General features: G+C 30.8%; 18 protein-coding genes and 1 pseudogene. 1 reads left to right on the top strand and 18 read right to left on the bottom strand.

The annotated features are described in order from the left end of the window. Positions 1-77: 77 nt before the first annotated feature. From CLCHR_RS06920 to CLCHR_RS06910, 3 genes are all read right to left on the bottom strand, one after another. Positions 78-1,145, bottom strand: coding sequence for a galactose ABC transporter substrate-binding protein (locus CLCHR_RS06920; RefSeq protein WP_079438967.1), 1,068 nt, complete (start codon positions 1,143-1,145; stop codon positions 78-80). Between the two features lie 361 nt (positions 1,146-1,506). Continuing rightward, positions 1,507-3,069, bottom strand: a complete 1,563-nt coding sequence (locus CLCHR_RS06915; protein ID WP_079438966.1) for a hypothetical protein — start codon at positions 3,067-3,069, stop codon at positions 1,507-1,509. Between the two features lie 385 nt (positions 3,070-3,454). Then, positions 3,455-4,909, bottom strand: a complete 1,455-nt coding sequence (locus tag CLCHR_RS06910; RefSeq protein ID WP_079438965.1) for an MDR family MFS transporter — start codon at positions 4,907-4,909, stop codon at positions 3,455-3,457. Positions 4,910-5,043: 134 nt separating this feature from the next. Between CLCHR_RS06910 and CLCHR_RS06905 the strand changes: the two genes are divergently transcribed. Then, positions 5,044-5,619 carry a PadR family transcriptional regulator gene (locus CLCHR_RS06905; RefSeq protein ID WP_079438964.1) on the top strand — a complete coding sequence of 192 codons (576 nt, stop codon included), beginning with the start codon at positions 5,044-5,046 and terminating at the stop codon, positions 5,617-5,619. Between the two features lie 104 nt (positions 5,620-5,723). Here CLCHR_RS06905 and CLCHR_RS06900 read toward each other — a convergent pair whose 3' ends face one another. The 15 genes and pseudogenes from CLCHR_RS06900 to CLCHR_RS06830 form a co-directional block, all read right to left on the bottom strand. Then, positions 5,724-6,764 carry an N-acetylmuramoyl-L-alanine amidase family protein gene (locus CLCHR_RS06900; RefSeq protein ID WP_079438963.1) on the bottom strand — a complete coding sequence of 347 codons (1,041 nt, stop codon included), beginning with the start codon at positions 6,762-6,764 and terminating at the stop codon, positions 5,724-5,726. 345 nt (positions 6,765-7,109) lie between these two features. Beyond that, positions 7,110-7,748 (bottom strand): plasmid pRiA4b ORF-3 family protein, encoded by a 639-nt coding sequence (locus CLCHR_RS06895; RefSeq protein WP_079438962.1) that lies wholly within the window; start codon positions 7,746-7,748, stop codon positions 7,110-7,112. 116 nt (positions 7,749-7,864) lie between these two features. Continuing rightward, positions 7,865-8,101 (bottom strand): annotated as a pseudogene (locus tag CLCHR_RS06890) (nitrogenase component 1); the annotation flags it as partial. Between the two features lie 228 nt (positions 8,102-8,329). Then, positions 8,330-9,244 (bottom strand): cysteine synthase A, encoded by a 915-nt coding sequence (cysK, locus tag CLCHR_RS06885; protein WP_079438961.1) that lies wholly within the window; start codon positions 9,242-9,244, stop codon positions 8,330-8,332. Further along, positions 9,241-10,401, bottom strand: coding sequence for a trans-sulfuration enzyme family protein (locus tag CLCHR_RS06880; protein ID WP_079438960.1), 1,161 nt, complete (start codon positions 10,399-10,401; stop codon positions 9,241-9,243). Before CLCHR_RS06880 ends, cysK begins: the two co-directional genes overlap by 4 nt. A gap of 232 nt (positions 10,402-10,633) precedes the next feature. After that, on the bottom strand, positions 10,634-11,506 hold the full coding sequence (locus tag CLCHR_RS06875; protein WP_079438959.1) for a radical SAM protein: 873 nt from the start codon (positions 11,504-11,506) through the stop codon (positions 10,634-10,636). Between the two features lie 135 nt (positions 11,507-11,641). After that, positions 11,642-11,989, bottom strand: coding sequence for a NifB/NifX family molybdenum-iron cluster-binding protein (locus tag CLCHR_RS06870; protein ID WP_079438958.1), 348 nt, complete (start codon positions 11,987-11,989; stop codon positions 11,642-11,644). Positions 11,990-12,003: 14 nt separating this feature from the next. Next, positions 12,004-12,849, bottom strand: coding sequence for a MetQ/NlpA family ABC transporter substrate-binding protein (locus CLCHR_RS06865; protein WP_079439018.1), 846 nt, complete (start codon positions 12,847-12,849; stop codon positions 12,004-12,006). A gap of 244 nt (positions 12,850-13,093) precedes the next feature. Then, a complete protein-coding gene (locus CLCHR_RS06860) occupies positions 13,094-13,762 on the bottom strand; it encodes a methionine ABC transporter permease (RefSeq protein WP_079438957.1) in 669 nt (222 codons plus the stop codon). Further along, positions 13,759-14,538, bottom strand: coding sequence for a methionine ABC transporter ATP-binding protein (locus tag CLCHR_RS06855; protein ID WP_079438956.1), 780 nt, complete (start codon positions 14,536-14,538; stop codon positions 13,759-13,761). The genes CLCHR_RS06860 and CLCHR_RS06855 overlap by 4 nt, the downstream gene beginning before the upstream one ends. Positions 14,539-14,567: 29 nt before the next feature. Then, on the bottom strand, positions 14,568-15,401 hold the full coding sequence (gene nifH, locus CLCHR_RS06850) for a nitrogenase iron protein (RefSeq protein ID WP_079438955.1): 834 nt from the start codon (positions 15,399-15,401) through the stop codon (positions 14,568-14,570). Between the two features lie 270 nt (positions 15,402-15,671). After that, on the bottom strand, positions 15,672-16,970 hold the full coding sequence (locus CLCHR_RS06845; RefSeq protein ID WP_079438954.1) for an O-acetylhomoserine aminocarboxypropyltransferase/cysteine synthase family protein: 1,299 nt from the start codon (positions 16,968-16,970) through the stop codon (positions 15,672-15,674). Positions 16,971-17,171: 201 nt separating this feature from the next. Beyond that, on the bottom strand, positions 17,172-18,500 hold the full coding sequence (locus tag CLCHR_RS06840; protein ID WP_079438953.1) for a nitrogenase component 1: 1,329 nt from the start codon (positions 18,498-18,500) through the stop codon (positions 17,172-17,174). Next, positions 18,484-19,965 (bottom strand): nitrogenase component 1, encoded by a 1,482-nt coding sequence (locus CLCHR_RS06835; protein ID WP_079438952.1) that lies wholly within the window; start codon positions 19,963-19,965, stop codon positions 18,484-18,486. The genes CLCHR_RS06840 and CLCHR_RS06835 overlap by 17 nt, the downstream gene beginning before the upstream one ends. 428 nt (positions 19,966-20,393) lie before the next feature. Then, positions 20,394-20,546 (bottom strand): YezD family protein, encoded by a 153-nt coding sequence (locus CLCHR_RS06830; protein WP_079438951.1) that lies wholly within the window; start codon positions 20,544-20,546, stop codon positions 20,394-20,396. Between the last annotated feature and the right edge of the window lie 453 nt (positions 20,547-20,999).

Genomic DNA, 20,999 nt, shown 5'->3' with positions numbered 1-20,999 from the left:
ATGTTCATTTCAACTATGGAACTGAACATCTTTTCAAAATTCAACACATATTTTTTCCATTACTACTGAATTAAAATTCAACATACACATTGATAAAAAGGAAGATAAATAATCCTTCCACTTTCATCACATCTATATTTAGGACATTCATAACGTGTATTTCCACTTAATAGTTGGATTCCAATGTCATATATAGTTTCCGCCATAATATCTGGACTTTGAACGATAGTCGCTGCCATAAATCCTTTTTTGATAAAATCTTGAGCTTTCAGTATCGCATCTACTCCGACAACAGGAATTGTCTTTGTTTTATCACCCTTGTTATAACCAAATTTTTGCAACGTTTCAATAGCCCCTAATGCCATTGCATCGTTATTTGAGACAATAACTTCTATTTTATTGGAATATTGAGTAAACAATGCCACCATAGTATCTTTGGCAGTATCCTCCTCCCAATTGCATACCTTTGTCGCAATATTCTCTACTTTAATTCCTGCATCTTCTATTGCCATAATCGAATATTTTGTTCTATCAATTGTTTCCATGTTATCAGGATCACCTTGAAGCATAACATATTGCATTATATTATCTTTATTTTTATCAATAGTATCCTTATTTTTATTCCACATATCCACTAAAATTTTCCCCTGTAATCTTCCACCTTGTTCTGAGTCCGTAAATATGTAATAAGCTTTGTCGTAAGATTCAATCACACTTGAACTTATTTTAATTGGTCTTCTATTAACAAAAATAACTGGAATATTTTTTTCCTTAACTTTATTAATTATTTCTTTGGGATCATGCTTCAATTCCACTAAACTTAACACAAGAAGGTCTGTATTCCCACTTTCCAACAGCATATCAATAGTATGATTTTGCACAGCTTGTTCGTTTTTACTGTCATAAAAATTAAAACTAACAATATCACTATTCTTACTCTGTATATTCTCAAAACTTTGTTTTACTAAAGAAACAAAGGGATCATCGAATCTATAAAATACCACAGATACCCTTATCGGTTTTCCATTACTATTCCAGCCTGTATTTGACTTTAAGGCGAAACAGCTTGGAACGGCACCTATGAATACTTCAATTGTTATGATTGCAACTACAATAAGTATTATCATATTTTTAATTGATTTCATCGCCAATCCTCCCTGAAAAATTTTCAAATTTTATACTACAGGAATATATTGCGCTTTCTAAATAAAATTATGCCTAATATTTAATGACATATTATTAATTACTTTGTAACTAATAATATGGGTTTATCTTCATGTTGATACCGTAAACTTACTATCGCATAATATCATTAAAACGTTATTGATATTAAAGCTAAAATACATAGTAAAAATTTTGTTTTACTCATAAAAACAGAACCCTTTATACCTATTAATTAGTCTAAAGGGTTCTAAAATAATGTATCTTAATTTACAAGTTTCACTAGTATTAATAAAGGTGATTCTTCATTCACATTATCTTATATTAAAATACTTAAAATTTAATCTAAAACTTAGTAGTAATTATAGCTATATGTACTTTTTTCTCTTGGTCATTTGTTACTTTGTATTGTATTTCAACTTGAAATTTGTCTGGGAAAATTGCATCCATATACTGATATTCTTCTTTTTTATCTGTAGTACTTTCCACTGTCCCCATACTTAAAGCCATAGGATCTTTTATAGTATGAAGTTCATATAAACATTCTTCAATATGAAGTAAATCTTTTCTATTAAAATTCACAACATTATTTAATCTTTTAAATTCAAAGGTAAAATTATCAAAATAGTTAGACCATCTTTCGAAGATTTCGCTCCTTTTTATGTCTTCTCTTTTAATTACTTCCGTCTTCTTTATATCGTATTCTTTTATTAAGTCATCTACTATCCCTTTTAGCTGCTGAAATTCGCTAGCTGTTTCTGTTATTAATTTTTCTTTACTTGTTATTAATTTAGTGTTATCTTCAATTAATTCTTTTTTATATGCAACCTCAATATTAGTATCAGAAATTTTATTGTTAATATCAATAGCACTAAATTTTATCTTTTTGTATTCTTCCATTAATAAATCTAGTTCTTCTAAAACTACTTTTTCCATTTTTAATTTTATATCCTCTAGTGCATCTTCATGAGCTTTCTTGGCCGGTTCTAATTTAGCACTCATTTTTTCTAAATCTATTATTTCACCTTCAGCTTGACTCTTGCCTTTAATCGCATTATTTAGTATGCGATTTTCTTTTTGGAGATTCTTCTCAATGGAATTAATTTTATCCTTACATAAATCTATTTTGCTCTTTAACTCTAACAATTCCTCTTGAGATTTTTTTAACTCTTCATCTCCTCGCACTATTTCAACATCCTTATCAATATCTATATAGCTTGGGAGTATCTCTTCCTTTGGCGTAAATCTACCACCATAAGCCTTTACACATAGCCATATAAGTCTTGAAAAATGCAACCTATCCAGTTTTTTCCAAACATTCAATAAAGTCAGATTTTCAACATCTACAGATTGGGCAAATTCTTTCCTTTGCTTTTCATCCATGTTATTTATTATTTCTTCTATATCCTCAGTTGTCTCTTGAAGATCTACAAACGGTTGTTCATTTATATATTCTTTAGCTTTCCCATTAATTTTATCATTGTATTTTGAATATATTATATCAGCTTTTTGACTAGGCGTTGAATCATTATACATTTTATATAATTTAGCTGCTTCTTCAATTACTTCTATTGATATCTCATCCTCTGTTGGATTTTTCATATCACTTTTAGATTTTTCTAAAATAATATTTAACAATCGTTCATCTAATTCTTCCCTAGTTAAACTACTAAGCTCTTCTTTCCTCTCATCTATTAAAGTCCATATATCTTTTACCTCTGGTTCTTCGATTATTGTATTTCTGCCAATTTTACTGCCAATAAAATTTATTATACTTATTGTCTTTTTCTTAGCCTTTTGTATAATTGGCTTTGATACATTACTAATATTCATATTTTCAAGTAATGCAATTTGTTGAATTATATCCTTATCTGAAATCTTTTTAAGTCCATCAAAAATGTTAGGCATGTCTATCTCCTTCGCTCTAATTACTCTATGCAAAAATAATTACTTCTAATTGCTTTACCTTTTCTTTAACTATTTATTTTTCTCTATTATTTTACTTATAATCTTATTATATCCTATTTCTATAATTCAATAAACACTAAAATATTCTAATAAAATACATTATAGTTACTATTTAGCATAAAAATAAGAGCCTATACTATATAAGCTCTTATAAAAATTTTATTATTTTCTTGATTATAACATAAATTTGATTAAATTTGTGCCATTACATTTTAATTATGATCAAATAATTTACAAAAGCTAATGGTACTATAAAAGTATTAAATCTAAACTTATATTTCTTTTATATTAAATTCAAAAAACTCTGTTATGCTCTTTTTTGTAACTAATTTGCTAACGATGTCATCTCATCAGATCTAATTTCCTTGGTAATTGCATTCCTTTTTAACATAAAGCTAAGTGGTAATCCAACTAATATGATGATTGTAGATATTAAAAATACATCATTAATTCCCATTGTATACGCTTTTTCTTGAATCAAACTGTAAGTTATATCACTGTTATTAAGTGCTATTGTATGTAACTGAATACGTGAAATAAGTATTGAACTAAATATACCTATAGCCAAGGAACTTGATACTTGACGCAACCAATTATTAATTGAAGAAGCATGTCCTGATAATGTTCTTGGAATAATCGACATTCCTGAATTTGTTATTGGCATAGTAGAAAAGGAAATTCCAACATACCTAATTGTCATCCAAAATATTATGTATGAATGTGGAATGTCCGGTGATAAATTTGACATCTTCCATGATCCTATAGCCATAAGCGAAATTCCAAGTGCTATTAAAATTCTTGGATCAATACGATTATATAAAGTCCCTACTATTGGCATCATAAGTGCCATAGCTAATGATGGTGGAAGTAAAATAAGCCCTGTATCTAAAGCAGATAGATGCTGTGAATTTTGCAAAAATAATGGCATTAATAAAGTTCCTGCATACAAACCAATAGTCACTATACTTACTGCGATTACACTTATAGTATATTTAGTAAATTTAAATACTCTTATATTTAATGCTGGAGAGCTTATCTTAATTTCTCTAAAAACAAATACTGTCAGAGAAGCAATCCCAAGTAAAATTAAAGAAATTGTTTTAAAAGATATCCATCCCCATATAGAACCTTCACTAAATGCTATCAAAATTGATAAACTTAGAATAATAACTGTGCTAAATCCTATAAAATCAAATGAATTAACTTTCGATAAATTATATTGTGGTATAAAGCGAGCTACTAAAATAATAGCTATAATTCCAATAGGTATATTTACTAAAAAAATTGATTTCCAGCTATAATATTGAACTAACCATCCACTTAAAGTTGGGCCAAGTGCGGGGGCAAGCATTGATGCCATACTCCATAGACTTATAGCAAAAGCATGTTTTTTTCTTGAAATAACTTGATAGATAATAGTCATTGTTGTTGGTATAATTAATCCACTAAATAAACCTTGCACAACCCGAAATGCAACAAGCATAACTATATTAAAGGATAGAGCACATAATATTGCTGCGAAAGTAAATCCAATAAGTGCAAATAAATATAATTTTTTATAACTAAATTTTTCACCCAAATACCCAGCTAAAGGACACGCTACCCCTGTAGCAAGCATAAATCCAGTTAATATCCATTTTACAGAATCTAAATCTGTATTGAAACTTTGTATAAATATAGGCAAGGCAATATTAATTGCACTCATATTAAAAGTACCTAAAAATACTCCTAAAAATATTGCGAACATTACCGACCAAAAAGGTCCCTTTTCTTCTTGCATAACTTTCTTAACTCCTCCTCAATTTCCGTTTCGTAATTTATATCAATTGCCTATATGTCAATTTGGACATATAATATAAATATATTACTACTACAAAATTGATATGTCAATTTGGACATATAAGGAGAGATATTATGAATACGTTATCTTATGGCCTTTTGGGCTTTTTAGCAAATCAGTCAATGTCAGGTTATGACTTAACATCAAAAATGAATTTATTCTGGCATACTAGGCATAGCCACATATATCCATTACTAGCAAAACTAGAAGAAGATGGATATGTAGAATTTAGATTAGTGCAGCAATCTGGTAAACCTGACAAAAAAATTTACACACCAACAAATAAAGGGCTTGAAGCCACCAAAAAGTGGCTTGAAGAAGTTACATCAGAACCAGTTACAAAAGATGAAATGCTGCTCAAGACATACTGTTTACATATACTAGATAAAGAGAAAGCCATGCAAATAATCAAAGCTCGAGAAGAAATGTACTCTAATAAGTTTTTAACTTATAAACAAAAGATTGAAGACCTTAAAAAAGAAAGTGGAAAAGAGCTTCTCTCCACTGACTCAGGTTATTTCGGAAGGTTTGTAATACTTAACAAAATTTTAGGTGATTCAAAATGGGGAATGGAATGGTGTCAATGGGTTTATAGCTTATATTCCAACGGTAATATATCTAATATTTTTGAGGAAAATCCATTTAAATAAATTGAATCATTTGAAAATAAAATATAAAACAGGTGATCTAAATTAATCTTCAATTAGATTACCTGTTTTTTCAGTCATAATTTAAGATAAAAATAAAGAACATCTTATTCAGTTACAACTACATCATATGAAGTTGTTGTCCCATTAATATATACAGAAACTGTTACCTTTCCAGGTTTTAATCCTGCAATTTGTGGGGTAACATGCCTAAAATATCCATCCTCCAAACTTATATCAACTGCTGAGTAAGCAATACTACTATCAGTGCTGCTTGATATTATAATCAAATTAGGAAAAGATGACTTTTCAGTATCCGCGCTGCTTACTTTAATTGTTCCTAGATTAATATATTGCCCAACTTTACAATTCAATGTTCTTCCTTCGACCGTTGCTTTAGATTGAGTTTCATTTATCTGGCTTCCATTCTCACTATCCTCTGAATAAGTATCCGTTATATTCATCATATTGCTATCATCTAATTTTACTCCTAAATTATCTGTATTTGATTTAGTTGTTATTGCTCCAGCAACCCATAATTTATATTGTGGATTAGTGATTCCTTTTATAAACCTGCCATCATCCCCAAAAAGATATTTTTTCCCATCTAATGCAGTGTACTCGCCCTTTTGCATTACTCCATTTTTATCAAATACATATATATTTCCATCAATGTTCCATGCACCGTGTACATAATAATCTTCTGTTATTTTAAAATAAGTATTTCCATCATCATTAACCCAGCTAAAATCAGGAGCTGATTCAAATTTTTCTTGTGATGGAGGCTTACTTGCACCTTCCGTATTTGTAGATGTACTTCCACTATATATTGAATTATTTATCCATCGTCCATTATTATCAAATTCATAGGTTTTATTACCTATAGATAATTTTCCTGTAGCCATTGCACCACTATCTTGTAGATAATACCACCATGCCTTATCTAGCACCCACCCTTTCTGCATATATCCATCATTCCCAAAATAATACCATGATCCATTTATCTGTTTCCATCCATCTGAATAAGAATTTCCATCAGTATATTTCCATCCAGAATTATCATGTTTCCATTCTGCTGATACTCCCATAGGAAGGCCTGTAATTATAGATACTGCAATAAGTAGACCACAAACTAATTTTTTGACCATATTCTGTTACTCCTTTTATTATTACTTCTTTTAGCTTGTCTTATAATTTTATCAATTCTAAATATCCTATAATTATTGTTTATAACTCTATAAATTGTTATATCTCCTTTTACAAATTACCCCTTATCATTTATAGTCTTCATGTATTTCGTAATTATGTAAAAATATATTAATAATAATAACATATAAAATTATGTTTGTATGTATTCTGTTAATTCTATTTTCATCTTTATTGTGATCTTTTATTTACTAGATTTGTCTAAAAATCAAAAATTACATTTTATAAATGCTAGTTTTATAAAAATACTTCTGAAATTTATTTTCAGAAGTATTTTAAGTACAATTCTATTCTATAATTTTTTTCAATGTAATTATCTTTGCTAATAGTTTGTTGGTTGCATCAATATTAAATGTGTTATTGTAGCCTTGCTTATCTACCCATTCTTTTAAATCTGAATATTGTGGATGGTTCTTATCTTTTATTATTTCCTGAAATTCAATATATCCGACTATTCCTCCAACATCTTCAGGCGGGCATGCTCCTTCACCTTCAATACATAATGGATGGCTGTTCTCATAGTTTTCTAAGATTTCCTCTACAAGGATATTATGTTTCCAATAGTCTCCAAAATCATATATATATCTAATATTTCTTTCCTTCGCAAAATATTTATCTATCTTAACTTTATGACTAAATTTAGGTTCAATTTTCAGCATATCAGCAATAAAACCATGAGGATCATTTTTTTCAGTTAATTTTCTTCTAGAATAAAATTCATATTCAGCAATGGCTTCATCATCGCAAGTAATTCTTAGTTTTTCCTCTTTTAATTCAAAGTCATACATGTGTTGATCTTTCCATCCCATTGATATTTGAATTATCTCATGTAATTTTTTGAAAGTAATTTCTTCTGGAACTATTATTCTTCTCCAAATCACTGGTTCACTATCTTCTAGCGTAATTTTAATTTTATAAGCCTTCATAAGTATCATCCTTTTTTCGTTTTACTATGATACATATTTTTTGCATTTTTTTATTTTTTATGATTAATATTTTAACTGCCACTGTTTCCTAAATATAAAATTGCTATTATAGAAATCTATGCACTTGCACTAATTGCGGTAGTATAGATCTTCTCTAACAAATTAAGAGCTCCTTTATATCCAACATAAGTTCTTGCTAATACAACTTCATAAGATGCCGGAAAACCTACTTCAATGATAGCTCCCTTTAGTTACTTGGCTATATCTCTTTCCCATGTAGTTCCAAAAATAATAGGCGGTTTATGTCCGAAGTCTGTTTGTTTCAATAATTGTCCTATAGGATATCCAGATTTATTTTTTTTGTGCCATTTATTCAATACCTCCTAAAATTTTATTTCATAAAGTGATAAAACTGAGTTCCTTATATACTAATGTATAAATTAAGAAACCCAGTCTCTAGTTTTCTAGTCAACTTTGTTAATAAAATTATCATAATCAAGTTTTATCCCATTCAAAATGTAAATTTAAGATCTTATCCTTATATATCTTGTTCCCATATCTCATCAATTCAGTTTTATTACTTAATCATCAAATAATGTTGTACTTAGATATCTATCTCCTCTATCAGGAAAAACAACAACTATATTTCCACTATCTATTTCCTCAGATAATTTTAATGCTGCCGCAAGTATTGCTCCAGATGATGATCCTACTATTAAGCCTTCTTTTTTAGCTAGTAACTTTACAGTCTTAAAAGCTTCATCATCATTAACCTTTATAACTTTATCAACTAAAGATATATCCATTGTTTTAGGAACAAAATCATTTCCTATCCCCTCTATTTTATAACTCTTATGCTCTCCACCTACCATAGTTGAACCTTCTGGATCTGCTAACACTCCCTTGATATTTTCATCCTTTTCCTTTAGATATTTAACAATTCCTGTAAAAGTCCCTCCACTTCCTGCTCCTGCAACAAAATAATTTATATTACCCTCTAAAGCTTTATATATTTCAGGACCTGTTGTTTCATAATGGGCTAAAGGATTATCTGCATTTTCAAATTGACCTAAACTTACACTACTAGGAATCTCTTTTAACAATTCATTTGCTTTATTTATTGCACCAAGCATTCCATCTTCATCTGGAGTATTAATAATATTTGCTCCCAATGCTTTCATTAGCTTTTGCTTTTCTATTGAAAATTTTGTTGGCACTACGAAAATAATATTATAACCTCTGTTAATTGCAGCAAGTGCTATCCCAAGGCCAGTATTCCCTGCTGTTGCGTCAATTATTGTATTTCCCTTTTTTAGGATTCCTTTTTTTTCAGCACCTTCAATCATTGCTACACCAATCCTATCTTTCACACTTCCTCCTGGATTGAAGCACTCTAGCTTAGCAAATATATTAACATTTTCATTCACACTGATATGCGTAAGTCTTATTAATGGTGTATTTCCTATAAGTTCTTTTACATCACTTACGTAATTCATACTAAACTCTCCTTAAATGCATTGTTTAAGTCCTGAATTAGGTCATCAATATTTTCTATTCCTACTGATAACCTTACTAAATTATCAACAATTCCAACCTCCTGCCTTATTTTATATGGAATTGCAGCATGAGTCATGCTAGCTGGATGGCATATTAAGGATTCTACTCCACCTAGGCTTTCTCCTAGGGTTATCAGCCTTAAAGAACTTAAAAACTTTTTGTAATCAATTTTTTCATTTATAACAAAAGATAATACTCCACCAAACCCTGATGCTTGTTTCTTATGAATTTCATATCCTTTTGAATCCTTTATTCCTGGATAATAAATTTTTTCAACATATTCACTTTCTGACAAAACTTGTGCTATCTTTTCTGCATTTTCATTGTGTCTATCTAATCTAACACCTAAAGTTTTTATTCCTTGAAGCAATATAAATGAATCAAATGGCCCAAGTACTCCACCAGTTGAATTTTGAATAAAATGCAACTTGTCCCAAAGCTCCTCATTATTTACAGCTATTAATCCAGCCACCACATTACTATGACCGCCTAAATATTTAGTAGCACTATGAACAACAATGTCGGCGCCAAACTCTAAAGGTCTTTGCAAATATGGTGACATAAATGTGTTATCAACAACAGTAAGAACACCATATTCCTTTGCAAGTTTACTGACCTCTTTGATATCAGTAATATCCATAAGTGGATTTGTTGGCGTTTCAATAAAAACGGCCTTAATACTTGAGTTATCCTTACCACTTTCTAGAATTCTTTTCACATCATTTAATCTAGAAAAATCAACTATCTCATATTGAAGATTAAAATTCTTAAATACTTTATCAATTACTCTAAAGGTACCTCCATAAAGATTACTTGGAATTACTACCTTATCACCACTATGAAATAAAGATAAAACTGCTGTAATAGCAGCCATTCCGCTGCTAAATGCAAGTCCACCACTTCCACTTTCCAACAAAGCAATAGTTTTTTCTAATGCCTCTCTTGTTGGATTTCCTGTTCTTGAATATTCATATCCTTTAGTTTTACCTAATTCCTCTTGCTTATATGTGGAAGTTTGATATATAGGAACATTTACTGATCCTGTTGTTTCATCTCCATCAATAGCTCCATGAACTAATAATGATTCTATTTTCATTTTTCTTTCCTCCTTAAAGTTACACTAGTGCAAAGTATTCTACACCATCATTTATTTTATATATATCAAAGTTTTTCTATAATTATAAATATTAATTACTATATATTACTCACATTATTCTTATTTGTTTACTGTGTTTTAGGATAAACAAAATATTATTATTTCTTCTCTCAACGTAGTCCTTTTTTATGGACATTTATCATTTTTCCATTTAATCCCAACAACTAATTCTTTAGCCATGGGAGAAAGTTTCAACCACTTCTTTATCATATAACTGACCATGTATATCTTGATTTTTTCCTGGTACTCCGCAAGCATCGGCCCTGCAATGTTTGCAATGTCTAAATACATCAAGATATTCACCTGCTTCTCCTCTGCACTTATCAAGCATTATGCATGATGGTGCCTCAAGATGAGAAAGTTCATTTTGCGGTATTAAAGGAATTATATTTAATATTGATGCTCCTAGCTCTTTAGTTACTTTTGCTATTTCCTTGATATGTTTATCATTGACACCTGGAATTAGCACACTATTTATTTTAACTATAACTCCTAATTCGCTGATTTTTTTAATACCTCTAAGTTGTGCGTCAATTAATATCTTTGCACCTTCTTCTCCTTCTAGTCTTTTACCATCTCCATCAATTACAAATGAGCATATATCTTTTTGAATCTTTGGATCAATTGCATTAACAGTAACAGTTATTGTCTCAACTCCAGCTTCAACAATCTTTTCAGCCTTTTCTGCTAATCTTAGCCCATTGGTACTTAAGCAGTTAATAAGATGCGGGAACTCCTTCTTTACTAGTCTAAAGGTTTCAAGAGCGTGATCAGTGGCAAGCGTATCTCCTGGACCTGCAATTCCAACAACACTTATTTCAGGGCATAAAGTTAATGCTTTTTTAACTGTTTCTACTGCTTGCTCTGGAGTAAGTAATAATGAACTTACTCCTGGGCGCACCTCTGATTTATTGAATCCCCTTCTACAAAACTTACATTGTATGTTACATGAAGGACTCACTGGTAAGTGTATCCTCCCATATTTAAAATGTGCTTCCCCACCTAAACATGGATGAGTCTTCGCAAGGTGATCAAAATTCCCCATATAATTCACTTCCTTTACATTAACTTTGAGCAAAACTAACTTGCTATACAAAGTTTAATTAATTTGTATTCTAATTCTATTAAATTATTTAACTATTATATGACCATTTGTGTTATACTTCTAACCCCATCATTATTAATATAAATCTAAAATATTAACTTTTGAATTTAACACTTTTTCTAGTATATCCTCTATAAAATAAGGAGCTTCAATTCCTTTTATTCCTTTAGCCTCAACCTCAGCTAAAGCCCCTTGTCCAATTCTTGCAACAAAAACTGCCTTACAATCTGATATTAATTCAATAGATTGACTTAAAGCATCTTCAGTATGCTGAAATTCTTGACATGACGGTTCATTAAATCGTGTTCCAACATACTTATAGTCTTTATCATCTACTTCAACAATTAGAAATTGTTTTGTTCTTCCAAAATGTTGATTTACAACTTTTCCATCACTGCTAGCAAATGCTATTTTATATAACATACTTTTCTCCCCTTTTAGAATGCTGGAACTACAGCTGTACCATATTTTTCTTTAATAAAGTTTTTAACATCATCAGTTGTTAGCGCAGATATAAGTGCTTTGATTTCTTTTCTATCTTTATCTCCTTTTCTAACTGTAATTATATTCGCATAAGGAGAATCTCCACTTTCTCTAATAATAGCTGTATTCGGATCAATTTTAGCATCTAAAATAATATTAGTATTTATAACTGCTCCAGCTAAATCCCCAAGAGATCTTGGTAATTGGGCTGCATCTGCTTCTACAAATTCAAGATGTTTAGGATTTTCTGCTATATCATTTGGAGTCGCAGAATAATTTACTAATCCGCTTTTTAACTTAATAAGGCCATTTTTTTCAAGAAGAACCAACGCTCTATATTCATTTGAAGGATTATTAGGTATACCTATCTTGTCCCCATCTTTTAAATCATTTATAGATTTTATTTTATTTGAATATAATCCTATAGGCTCAACATGAATTTTTCCTGCAACTTCAAAATTATATCCCTTTTCTTTTGATATTGATTCTAAATAAGGAACATGTTGAAAGTAGTTTGCATCAATTTGTTTTTCATCCAGTGCTGGATTTAACTGACCTTCATCATCAAGAGTTACTATTTCCAAGTTAATACCTTGTTCCTTTAATTTCGGTTTAATATGCTCTAATATCTCGGCATGTGGTGATAATGCTGCACCTACTTTTAGAGTCACTTCACTCTTTTCAGTTGTAGCTGGTGCACTTGTAGCCTTGCTTGTATCCTCTTTACTAGCTGAGCAGCCAGCAAATACTCCAATTAAAAGTAATCCACTTGTAATTATTGATAATAATTTTTTCTTCATTTTAATTCCCTCCATATTCATTTATCTTGATATACCCTCCCAATTCCCTTAAAACCCGCATGTTTCCTATAAATTGTTATATTGTTTACTTTTTTTCTTTTTAAGTTGTTAAGAAGTTTTATTTAAAAATTTATTTATTCTTTAAAGGTTTTATTGAAACCTTTTTAAAAAGTTTTCTTTAAAACAATGTTTAAATAAACATTTATAACAAAATTCAATATATCACATATTAAATCAACTTAATTTATTCGAACTTAAATCTCTTCCTATTAATTGATCTTGCAATAAAATCTCCAATAAGTTGGATCGATTGTACAATGACTACTAAAATAACTACAGTTCCTATGAGTACATCTGTACGAAATCTTTGGTAACCAAATCTTATAGCTAAACTTCCAAGCCCCCCTGCACCAATTGCGCCAGCTATAGCTGTAAAGCCTATTATTCCTATTATTGCTATAGTTATTCCTCTTACAATTGAGGGAAGGGCTTCTGGAAGAAGCACTTTTTTTATTATCTCAAGAGGAGCCGCTCCCATTGATTCTGCCGCCTCTATCTTCCCAAACTCAACTTCCTTTAAGCTATTTTCAATTATTCTTGCAAGAAATGGTGCTGAACCTATCGAAATAGAAATTATAGCTGCATTTGCACCTAATGTTGTTCCAACTATTAGTTTTGCAAGTGGTAATAAAATAATTACGAGTATCATTTCCGGCATTGACCTTATTACATTAATTATAAAGCCAACTATTTTATTTACTTTAAGTAAAGGAAATATGCCTCCTTTATCACTAACAACTAATAAAACTCCAATGGGTACACCAAGTAAAAAAGCTATTATTGATGAAATAAACACCATATATAAAGTTTCTTTTGTCCCAGTTAAAAGCAGTCCTATTAAATCATTACTCATATTCCTTCACCTCCTGAATAATTTCTATTTCTTTGAAATCCATTTGTAATGTTAATAAAATTCTTTAAAGTATCACTTTGGGGATTTAAAAATAAATTTTCTGTACTTCCATTTTCAACAATATGTCCATCTTCTAAAACCACCATATTATTTGTACAATATCTTAGAACATCTAATTCATGGGTTATTATTACTATTGTTAGATTTAATCTCTTGTTTATATTTTTTAAAAGTTCTAAAATAGAAAAAGTTGTTTGGGGATCTAAAGCAGAAGTTGCTTCATCGCTTAATAATACATCTGGATTGTTAGCTAATGCTCTTGCAATACCTACTCTCTGCTTTTGCCCCCCACTTAACTGCAATGGATATGAATCTCGTTTTTCTGATAGTTCTACTAAATCTAATATCTCTTCAACCCTGCTTTTTATCTTTTCTTTTTTATACTCTGATATTTCTAATGGGAAAGCAATGTTCTCATAAACAGTTCTTGAATCAAATAAATTAAATTGTTGAAATATCATTCCTATTTTCTTTCTAGCATTTCTTAGTTCTTTTCGATTTAACTTAGTTATTTCATTTTCTCCAATAATTATGTTCCCTGAATCAGGTTTTTCTAGTCCATTTAAACATCTAATTAATGTAGATTTTCCTGCACCACTAAAACCTATTATTCCAAAAACATCACCGTTTTCAACACTTAAATTTATATTCTTTAATACTTCTACCTTTCCAGTTGGAGTATTAAATGTCTTGCTTACATTCATAACAGATATCATAAAATTGCCTCCCCATTATTTCCCTTAATCTAATCCATCAAACCATATTCTATTAGAATTTCTTCTAACCTTTCTTGAGTCATTGGATTTGGAATTACAAACAATTCATTTTCTTCAATCTTCTTTGCTAATTCTCTATATTCATCAGCTTGCCCATCTTCAGGATCAAATTCTATTACAGTCTTCTTTCTTATCTCAGCTCTTTGAACTACGTTATTTCTTGGAACAAAGTGAATTAATTGAGTTCCAAGTTCTCTTGCAAAAGCAGTTAAAAGATCAAGCTCTCTATCAACATTTCTGCTGTTACATATTATTCCACCTAGTCTAACTCCACCTTTTAAGGCATATTTTTGAATTCCCTTTGATATATTGTTTGCTGCATATAATGCCATCATTTCCCCACTTGCAACTATATAGATTTCTTTTGCCTTACCTTCTCTTATAGGCATTGCAAAGCCTCCGCAAACAACATCACCAAGAACATCATAAAATACATAATCTAACTCTTCGGTATATGCCCCTAATCTTTCAAGCATTCCAATAGAAGTTATTATACCTCTTCCTGCACAGCCAACACCTGGTTCTGGTCCACCAGATTCAACACATTTTATTCCTTTAAATCCATCTTTCATTATAGATTCTAATTCAATATCTTCTCCTTCTTCTCTCAAAGTATCTAAAACAGTCTTTTGTGCTAGTCCCCCCAATAATAATCTTGTAGAATCTGCTTTAGGATCACAACCAACAACCATTATATTTTTTCCAAGTTCAGCAAGTCCTGCTGTTAAATTTTGTGTAGTTGTTGATTTTCCGATTCCTCCCTTTCCATAAATCGCTACTTGTCTTAAGATTTTTTCTGCCATTTTTATATTCTCCTTTTTTATATAATTAAGTGAAACTTGATTCAGGTGGATTTTAATCTCCATCTGGATCTTAGTTGAACTTATACCCTCAAGAGGTACCCCGTCCAGGAGCGTGCAGCCGCTATCTCCCACTCAAAGAGGGGAGTGTTATGGATGCTAGCTATCGGATAAAACTTTAATATTGAACATATGAAACTATACTCATCAATTAAATTTCATTGATTTTAAAAATCATTTTGCTTTTCATATGCCTAAAGCTTTTAACTAGATTTACTTAAATGCCTCTCTAAATGCTTGCTTTAAATCATTTATCAAATCATCAGAATCCTCAAGTCCTATTGAAAGTCTTATTGTTTCTTCTGATATCTTTGCTAACTTTAACTGCTCCTCGGTTAACTCACCATGTGTTGTTTTTGCAACATTTATAATTAAAGATCTAGCATCCCCTACGTTAGCTTGATAGCTGAATAATTTTACCGAATTTATTAGTTTGTTAATTTGTTCAGGAGTTCCATTAAATCCAAATGTAAATGTCGACCCTGCTCCTTTAGAAAAATATTTATCTGCTAAAGATTTATATGAACTTGTTTCGATAGTTGGATAGCTTATCCAACTTACTCCTTCTTCAGTCTTTAAATAATCTATTATTTTTTGTGTATTGCTAACCTGTTTTTGGACTCTTTCTGATAATGTTTCTAGACCTAGTAATATTAAGTAAGCATCAAAAGGACTTAGAACCGCTCCAAAATACGTTAAATAATCTAATCTTACTTTTCCTGCAAATGCACTTTCTTTAAATGCATCAATATAGCTTCTTTCATTACCATTCAGATCTTTCAAAGTAAAATATGGTTCTGAGAACTGAGGAAATTTTCCATTTGCCCAATTGAACTTACCGCTATCGACAATTACTCCAGCAATAACATTTCCATGTCCACTTAAAGCTTTCGTAGCAGAATAAATTACAATATCTGCTCCATGTTTAATTGGATTAAATAGATATGGAGTCGCAAAAGTATTATCAACAATTAATGGAATATTATTTTCATGAGCAACCTTTGCTATTTCTTTTATATCAGATAAAATTGCATTTGGATTACTAATAGTTTCTATGAATATTGCTTTTGTATCTTCCTTTATAGCTTTTTTAAACTCCTCAGCTCCACCATCATTATCGATACTGTCAATTTGAATTCCAAACCTTGGGTATAGCTTTTTTAAAGCATCAACTGTTCCACCATATAATTGATGAGTTGTTAAGATTCTTCCTCCACCTTCAGCTACTGCTAATAATGCGTAAGTTATAGCTGCCATTCCTGATGCAACTGCTACGGCTGCAACTCCACCATCTAAAATAGCTATTCTATTTTCCAATACACTTACTGTTGGATTACTTAATCTGCTGTAAATATAACCCTCCTCAGAAAGACTAGCTAATCTTTCAAACCTTTCTGCTTCCCCTACTTCAAATGATGCAGTTGCATATATTGGCACTGAAACTGAATAATTGTGATCCTTTGGAGTATATCCTCCCCTAACTTTAATTGTGTCAAAATTATAATCTCCCATCTAACATCCCTCCACTTTTCTCTCTATTACTTTTTATTTAACATACAGTATTCTTATAAAAATGCTCATATTTAAAACCTCTAAAATTCTCTAATACTCTTTAATTTCTAGCACCTAATAAATTATGATTCTGCGTGGACCATCTATTTATCTATAAATATTTATATAGGTATATATTTAAATATTTTAATATATAAATTCCTATCTATAGGTGTTTAATACTCTATCATATATATCTTCAATTGCTCTAAGCCCACCATTATATCCAGCATAACCACAATTTAATACAAGTCTATAAGTTACTGGTACACTAGTGATAAGCAAATCTGCATTTAATTTTGTCGCTAAATCTCTATCCCAGCCACTTCCAAGTATTAAAGCCCTGCCTTCTTGAAAATCTTTTTCTTTTTCCTTTTCTATTTCCAATTGAACTGCTCCAGCATCTACATTAAATTCAACTTCTGCTGACCTATATTCAGATATATTCTCAAATTCTTTTATTATAGATTCTTTATATTGTTCGGGTGTATCATCAATAATAAATTGTTTACCAGGAAGTATTCCGAGTTCATTCAATAGAAACTTAGAAAATCCTAAGGAATATGATGAATCCAAAATACTGTAGAATTTTCTAGGTAATCCATATCTAAACTCGAGCATGAAGTCCGCAGTTTTTTCAATATGAAAATAAAATTTTTCTTCCTCTTTCTTAATAAAATTCTCAACTTTATTTTTATCCAAATGCCCAAATTCACTAACTTGTCTCAAAAACTTCGATGTCGCAATTGCTCCTATTGGTAAGTATGGAAAATGTACATATGGTGTTTTATATTTATTTTTTAAATGTTCTGCGATATTTAAGCCTACCCATGAGCTTGCAACTATATTAAACTCTGCATTAGGTATTGTCTTCCATTCCTCAATACCATTAGATTCGTTTCCAAAAAGTATATTTACATCTAGGCCAATACCTTCAAGAACCCTTTTTATTTCTTCTAAATTTCCACTCCAATATGGATCTTGGTAAGGTACTGTTGCAAATACATTTACAAGTCCCTTTTTTACACCATTGTTGTTTTTAAATTTATCTACATACTGATCAATTATTGCATTAACAACTTCACTATGGCTTACATAGTTGTTGCTTTTAAATCCACCTGTCTCTACATATACAATAGGTTTGTCTTTTTCTTGATATTTTGATGTAACGCTTCCTATATCATCTCCAACAATATCTGATGTGCAGCCAGTAAGCACCACATACAAATCAGCATCTATTACTTGGAAGGCTCCATTAATAACATCTTTAAGCTTTCGTTCCCCGCCAAATACCACATCAGCTTCTGTTGCATTAGTACATGGAATTGTATTTCCTCCAGCATAGCCTTCACCTTGTCCTATTAAAGAACTGATTTTATTGCTGCATCCTGGTCCAGAATGTAGTATAGGAACTCCTCGTTTTATAGCTATTACTGTTTGCTGTGCTCCTAAAGCACAGGAAAATCTAGGTTGTTCAATAATTTTCGACACTAGTATTACCTCCTAAGAAAGTAAATGGATCTTGATCTAGCCACCATTTTGTATATGGCATTGTGCTATGCTTAGCCAAGTTACTCACAAATTCTTTATTATCAATTGTTTCTACTATTCTTGATGCATAATTTAAAACTCCTTGATATCCAAATCCAAACTGTTCATCTCCAATTAACAACGTTGGTATACCAAGTTTGGCTCCCCACATAGTCATTCCACCATGTCTTGCAATCATTAAGTCTGGTCTAACTCTATTTAAGATATTTACAAGTTCATAAGCTTGTTTATTACAAACATTATAGTGTTTAATATCTCCATAAATATTTACAGCTTGTGCCAAAGCATCTGAATCCTTATTTTTATTATCATATAAAGGATCATGATGAAATATTGCGGCTCCTTGAACATTTAACCCAAGCTCTCTAAGCATTGCTATTATTGCATGGCCATGAGCCGCTCCCGCTGTTACATATGCGGTCTTTCCTTTTAGTTTCTCTCTATATTCTTCAAGCTTCGGGAGGACTCTTTCATGTTCTTCTTTTATAATTTTTTCAATTTCTTCTTCCCTATCTAATACTTTCCCTATATCTCTCATCCATATGTCAGTTCCTTCTATCCCATATGCTGGTGGAGCCTTTATTTCCTTTACTCCATATTCTTGCTCTAAAGCTGCTCCTAAGTAAGTACTTAGTGAAGAACACACATGAATTGTTGCTGTTGCTTCTGAAATATATTCAAGTTCTGCAACTGTTGAAAATGGTACAATGTATTGTGCCTCATAACCTAACCTACTTAAAAATTCATCAAAAATGTGACTTCCCCAAAAGTTAGCAACATTAACCTTATTAGTCTTCTTTCTTGGAGGCTTTACTAATTTTCTTAAAATAGAATGATAAGCAGCATCAAATCCTGTTGTCCAAATCTTTGATCTAAAGCCTTCACAAGAACAAGATATAACTGGTATTCCTAGTTCCTTTGATAGCCCCTCGGTTATTGCATCAACATCTTCACCTATGATTCCAGATGCACAAGATGTTGTAACAAAGATTGCATTAGGTTTTGTCCTTTTATAAGCTTCTCTTACGGTATCCTCTAATTTCTTAGCAGCACCGAAAACAGTATCTTTTTCTTCAATGCAGGTACTAAAATATCTTCCTATTGTAGCTGGAAGATCTCTTTTCATCTGTTCAACTCTATAGGTAAAATTAAAACCGAAGAAATCTCCTGCACATCCCACTGGCGCATGATTTACAACCACAGCGTCTCTTATCATTGCTAACTGACAAAACGCATGTCCTGCATTACACCCCATGCATTGGGAAAATTTTCTTGAACTATCTTTTAACTTTCCTGCATGTGCACATGTTACAAGTTCCTTTGCTGAACCATTAAATCCAGTTATAGAGCCCAATCTAGTTTCCCTTATAGTTACAGAAGACTCTTTCAAATTGATTGTTCCCATAATCGTAATTTTCCTCCTTTAAATCATTGTTTAAGCAGAATCCTTAGGCACAAAAGAAAAGAGGACATACTTCTATATCTAGAAGTACATCCTCTGGTTTTCCAGTCAGATTTACTTTTACCTGATGTCTAGCCACTGTAAAACTCCATTTCTTTGAGTAGGAGATAACAGTGATACAACTCTAGGTAAGTTCAACTAAATTCAGTTGAAGTTTACCCTCAAGGGGCACCTCGAAAACTCCACTTGAAAAGTTTCACTTTATACTATGCTATAAATTTTCCACTTATTCATATAAGTTTACTGTGTTTTGTTATAATATATTCCCTTTATTGTCATTTGTCAACAACTTTTTCAATAAAATATTAATTATTAACTTATCGCTAATAAATTTCTTTTTTTCAATCGAAAACCTGAGCCAAAATGCGCTTTTACTTCATTCTTATTTTCTCATTCTTATCAACTTGTATAATTACTCCATCCTGTATTATCAGCGTTACAGATCCATACTTTATTTTTTCAATCATCTTTAGTATTTCTTCTAGTTTTTTATTTTCTAAAATTACTTTACTGTTAATAGCCATACTATCTCCCCCAACATTTAATTATAATTTTTTTTTGAATTATAAATAATCTCCCTCAAAAATTACTATATAATTTTCTTACTATAGATAAAAAGTGCCCCTGTTATAAAAACAGAGGCAGAAAAATTCCGCGGTCCCACTCTGATTATTATGCAAAATTTCACATAACATCTCTTTGTGCTATATCAGGCACTCCTGCTAAGCCTACTGTCATGTGTATGTAATAAAATAACTGCTCTTTGATTCTCTGTTGTTTTATTTCATATACCTGTGTTCACCTTAGTGCTCCAGGATGCATTCTATTAAGTTCCATTTAAAATTCCTTTCAGCCATTTTAAGAATTCCTCTCTGAAAACTTTCCTTAATATACTTCTTCCCTTCATTGCTTTAACATCATGTAATATTTTTCTTATTATTCCTATTGAATTAGTATGATTTATATTGCTATTATAT

The organism is Clostridium chromiireducens (assembly GCF_002029255.1).
GTDB classification, from domain to species: domain Bacteria; phylum Bacillota; class Clostridia; order Clostridiales; family Clostridiaceae; genus Clostridium; species Clostridium chromiireducens.
Note: the sequence above shows the minus strand (reverse complement) of the source record. Positions and strands in the feature narration are given on the sequence as shown.

What these genes read in the sequence shown, in the direction of transcription:
- CLCHR_RS06900 (WP_079438963.1), bottom strand. Translation starts at nt 6,764, where the DNA reads ATGGTCAAAAAATTAGTTTGTGGTCTACTTATTGCAGTATCTATAATT.
- CLCHR_RS06860 (WP_079438957.1), bottom strand. Translation starts at nt 13,762, where the DNA reads ATGAGTAATGATTTAATAGGACTGCTTTTAACTGGGACAAAAGAAACT.
- CLCHR_RS06915 (WP_079438966.1), bottom strand. Translation starts at nt 3,069, where the DNA reads ATGCCTAACATTTTTGATGGACTTAAAAAGATTTCAGATAAGGATATA.
- CLCHR_RS06905 (WP_079438964.1), top strand. Translation starts at nt 5,044, where the DNA reads ATGAATACGTTATCTTATGGCCTTTTGGGCTTTTTAGCAAATCAGTCA.
- CLCHR_RS06880 (WP_079438960.1), bottom strand. Translation starts at nt 10,401, where the DNA reads ATGAAAATAGAATCATTATTAGTTCATGGAGCTATTGATGGAGATGAA.
- CLCHR_RS06865 (WP_079439018.1), bottom strand. Translation starts at nt 12,849, where the DNA reads ATGAAGAAAAAATTATTATCAATAATTACAAGTGGATTACTTTTAATT.
- CLCHR_RS06845 (WP_079438954.1), bottom strand. Translation starts at nt 16,970, where the DNA reads ATGGGAGATTATAATTTTGACACAATTAAAGTTAGGGGAGGATATACT.
- CLCHR_RS06855 (WP_079438956.1), bottom strand. Translation starts at nt 14,538, where the DNA reads ATGATATCTGTTATGAATGTAAGCAAGACATTTAATACTCCAACTGGA.
- CLCHR_RS06920 (WP_079438967.1), bottom strand. Translation starts at nt 1,145, where the DNA reads ATGAAATCAATTAAAAATATGATAATACTTATTGTAGTTGCAATCATA.
- cysK (WP_079438961.1), bottom strand. Translation starts at nt 9,244, where the DNA reads ATGAATTACGTAAGTGATGTAAAAGAACTTATAGGAAATACACCATTA.
- CLCHR_RS06895 (WP_079438962.1), bottom strand. Translation starts at nt 7,748, where the DNA reads ATGAAGGCTTATAAAATTAAAATTACGCTAGAAGATAGTGAACCAGTG.
- CLCHR_RS06875 (WP_079438959.1), bottom strand. Translation starts at nt 11,506, where the DNA reads ATGGGGAATTTTGATCACCTTGCGAAGACTCATCCATGTTTAGGTGGG.
- nifH (WP_079438955.1), bottom strand. Translation starts at nt 15,401, where the DNA reads ATGGCAGAAAAAATCTTAAGACAAGTAGCGATTTATGGAAAGGGAGGA.
- CLCHR_RS06910 (WP_079438965.1), bottom strand. Translation starts at nt 4,909, where the DNA reads ATGCAAGAAGAAAAGGGACCTTTTTGGTCGGTAATGTTCGCAATATTT.
- CLCHR_RS06870 (WP_079438958.1), bottom strand. Translation starts at nt 11,989, where the DNA reads ATGTTATATAAAATAGCATTTGCTAGCAGTGATGGAAAAGTTGTAAAT.
- CLCHR_RS06830 (WP_079438951.1), bottom strand. Translation starts at nt 20,546, where the DNA reads ATGGCTATTAACAGTAAAGTAATTTTAGAAAATAAAAAACTAGAAGAA.
- CLCHR_RS06835 (WP_079438952.1), bottom strand. Translation starts at nt 19,965, where the DNA reads ATGGGAACAATCAATTTGAAAGAGTCTTCTGTAACTATAAGGGAAACT.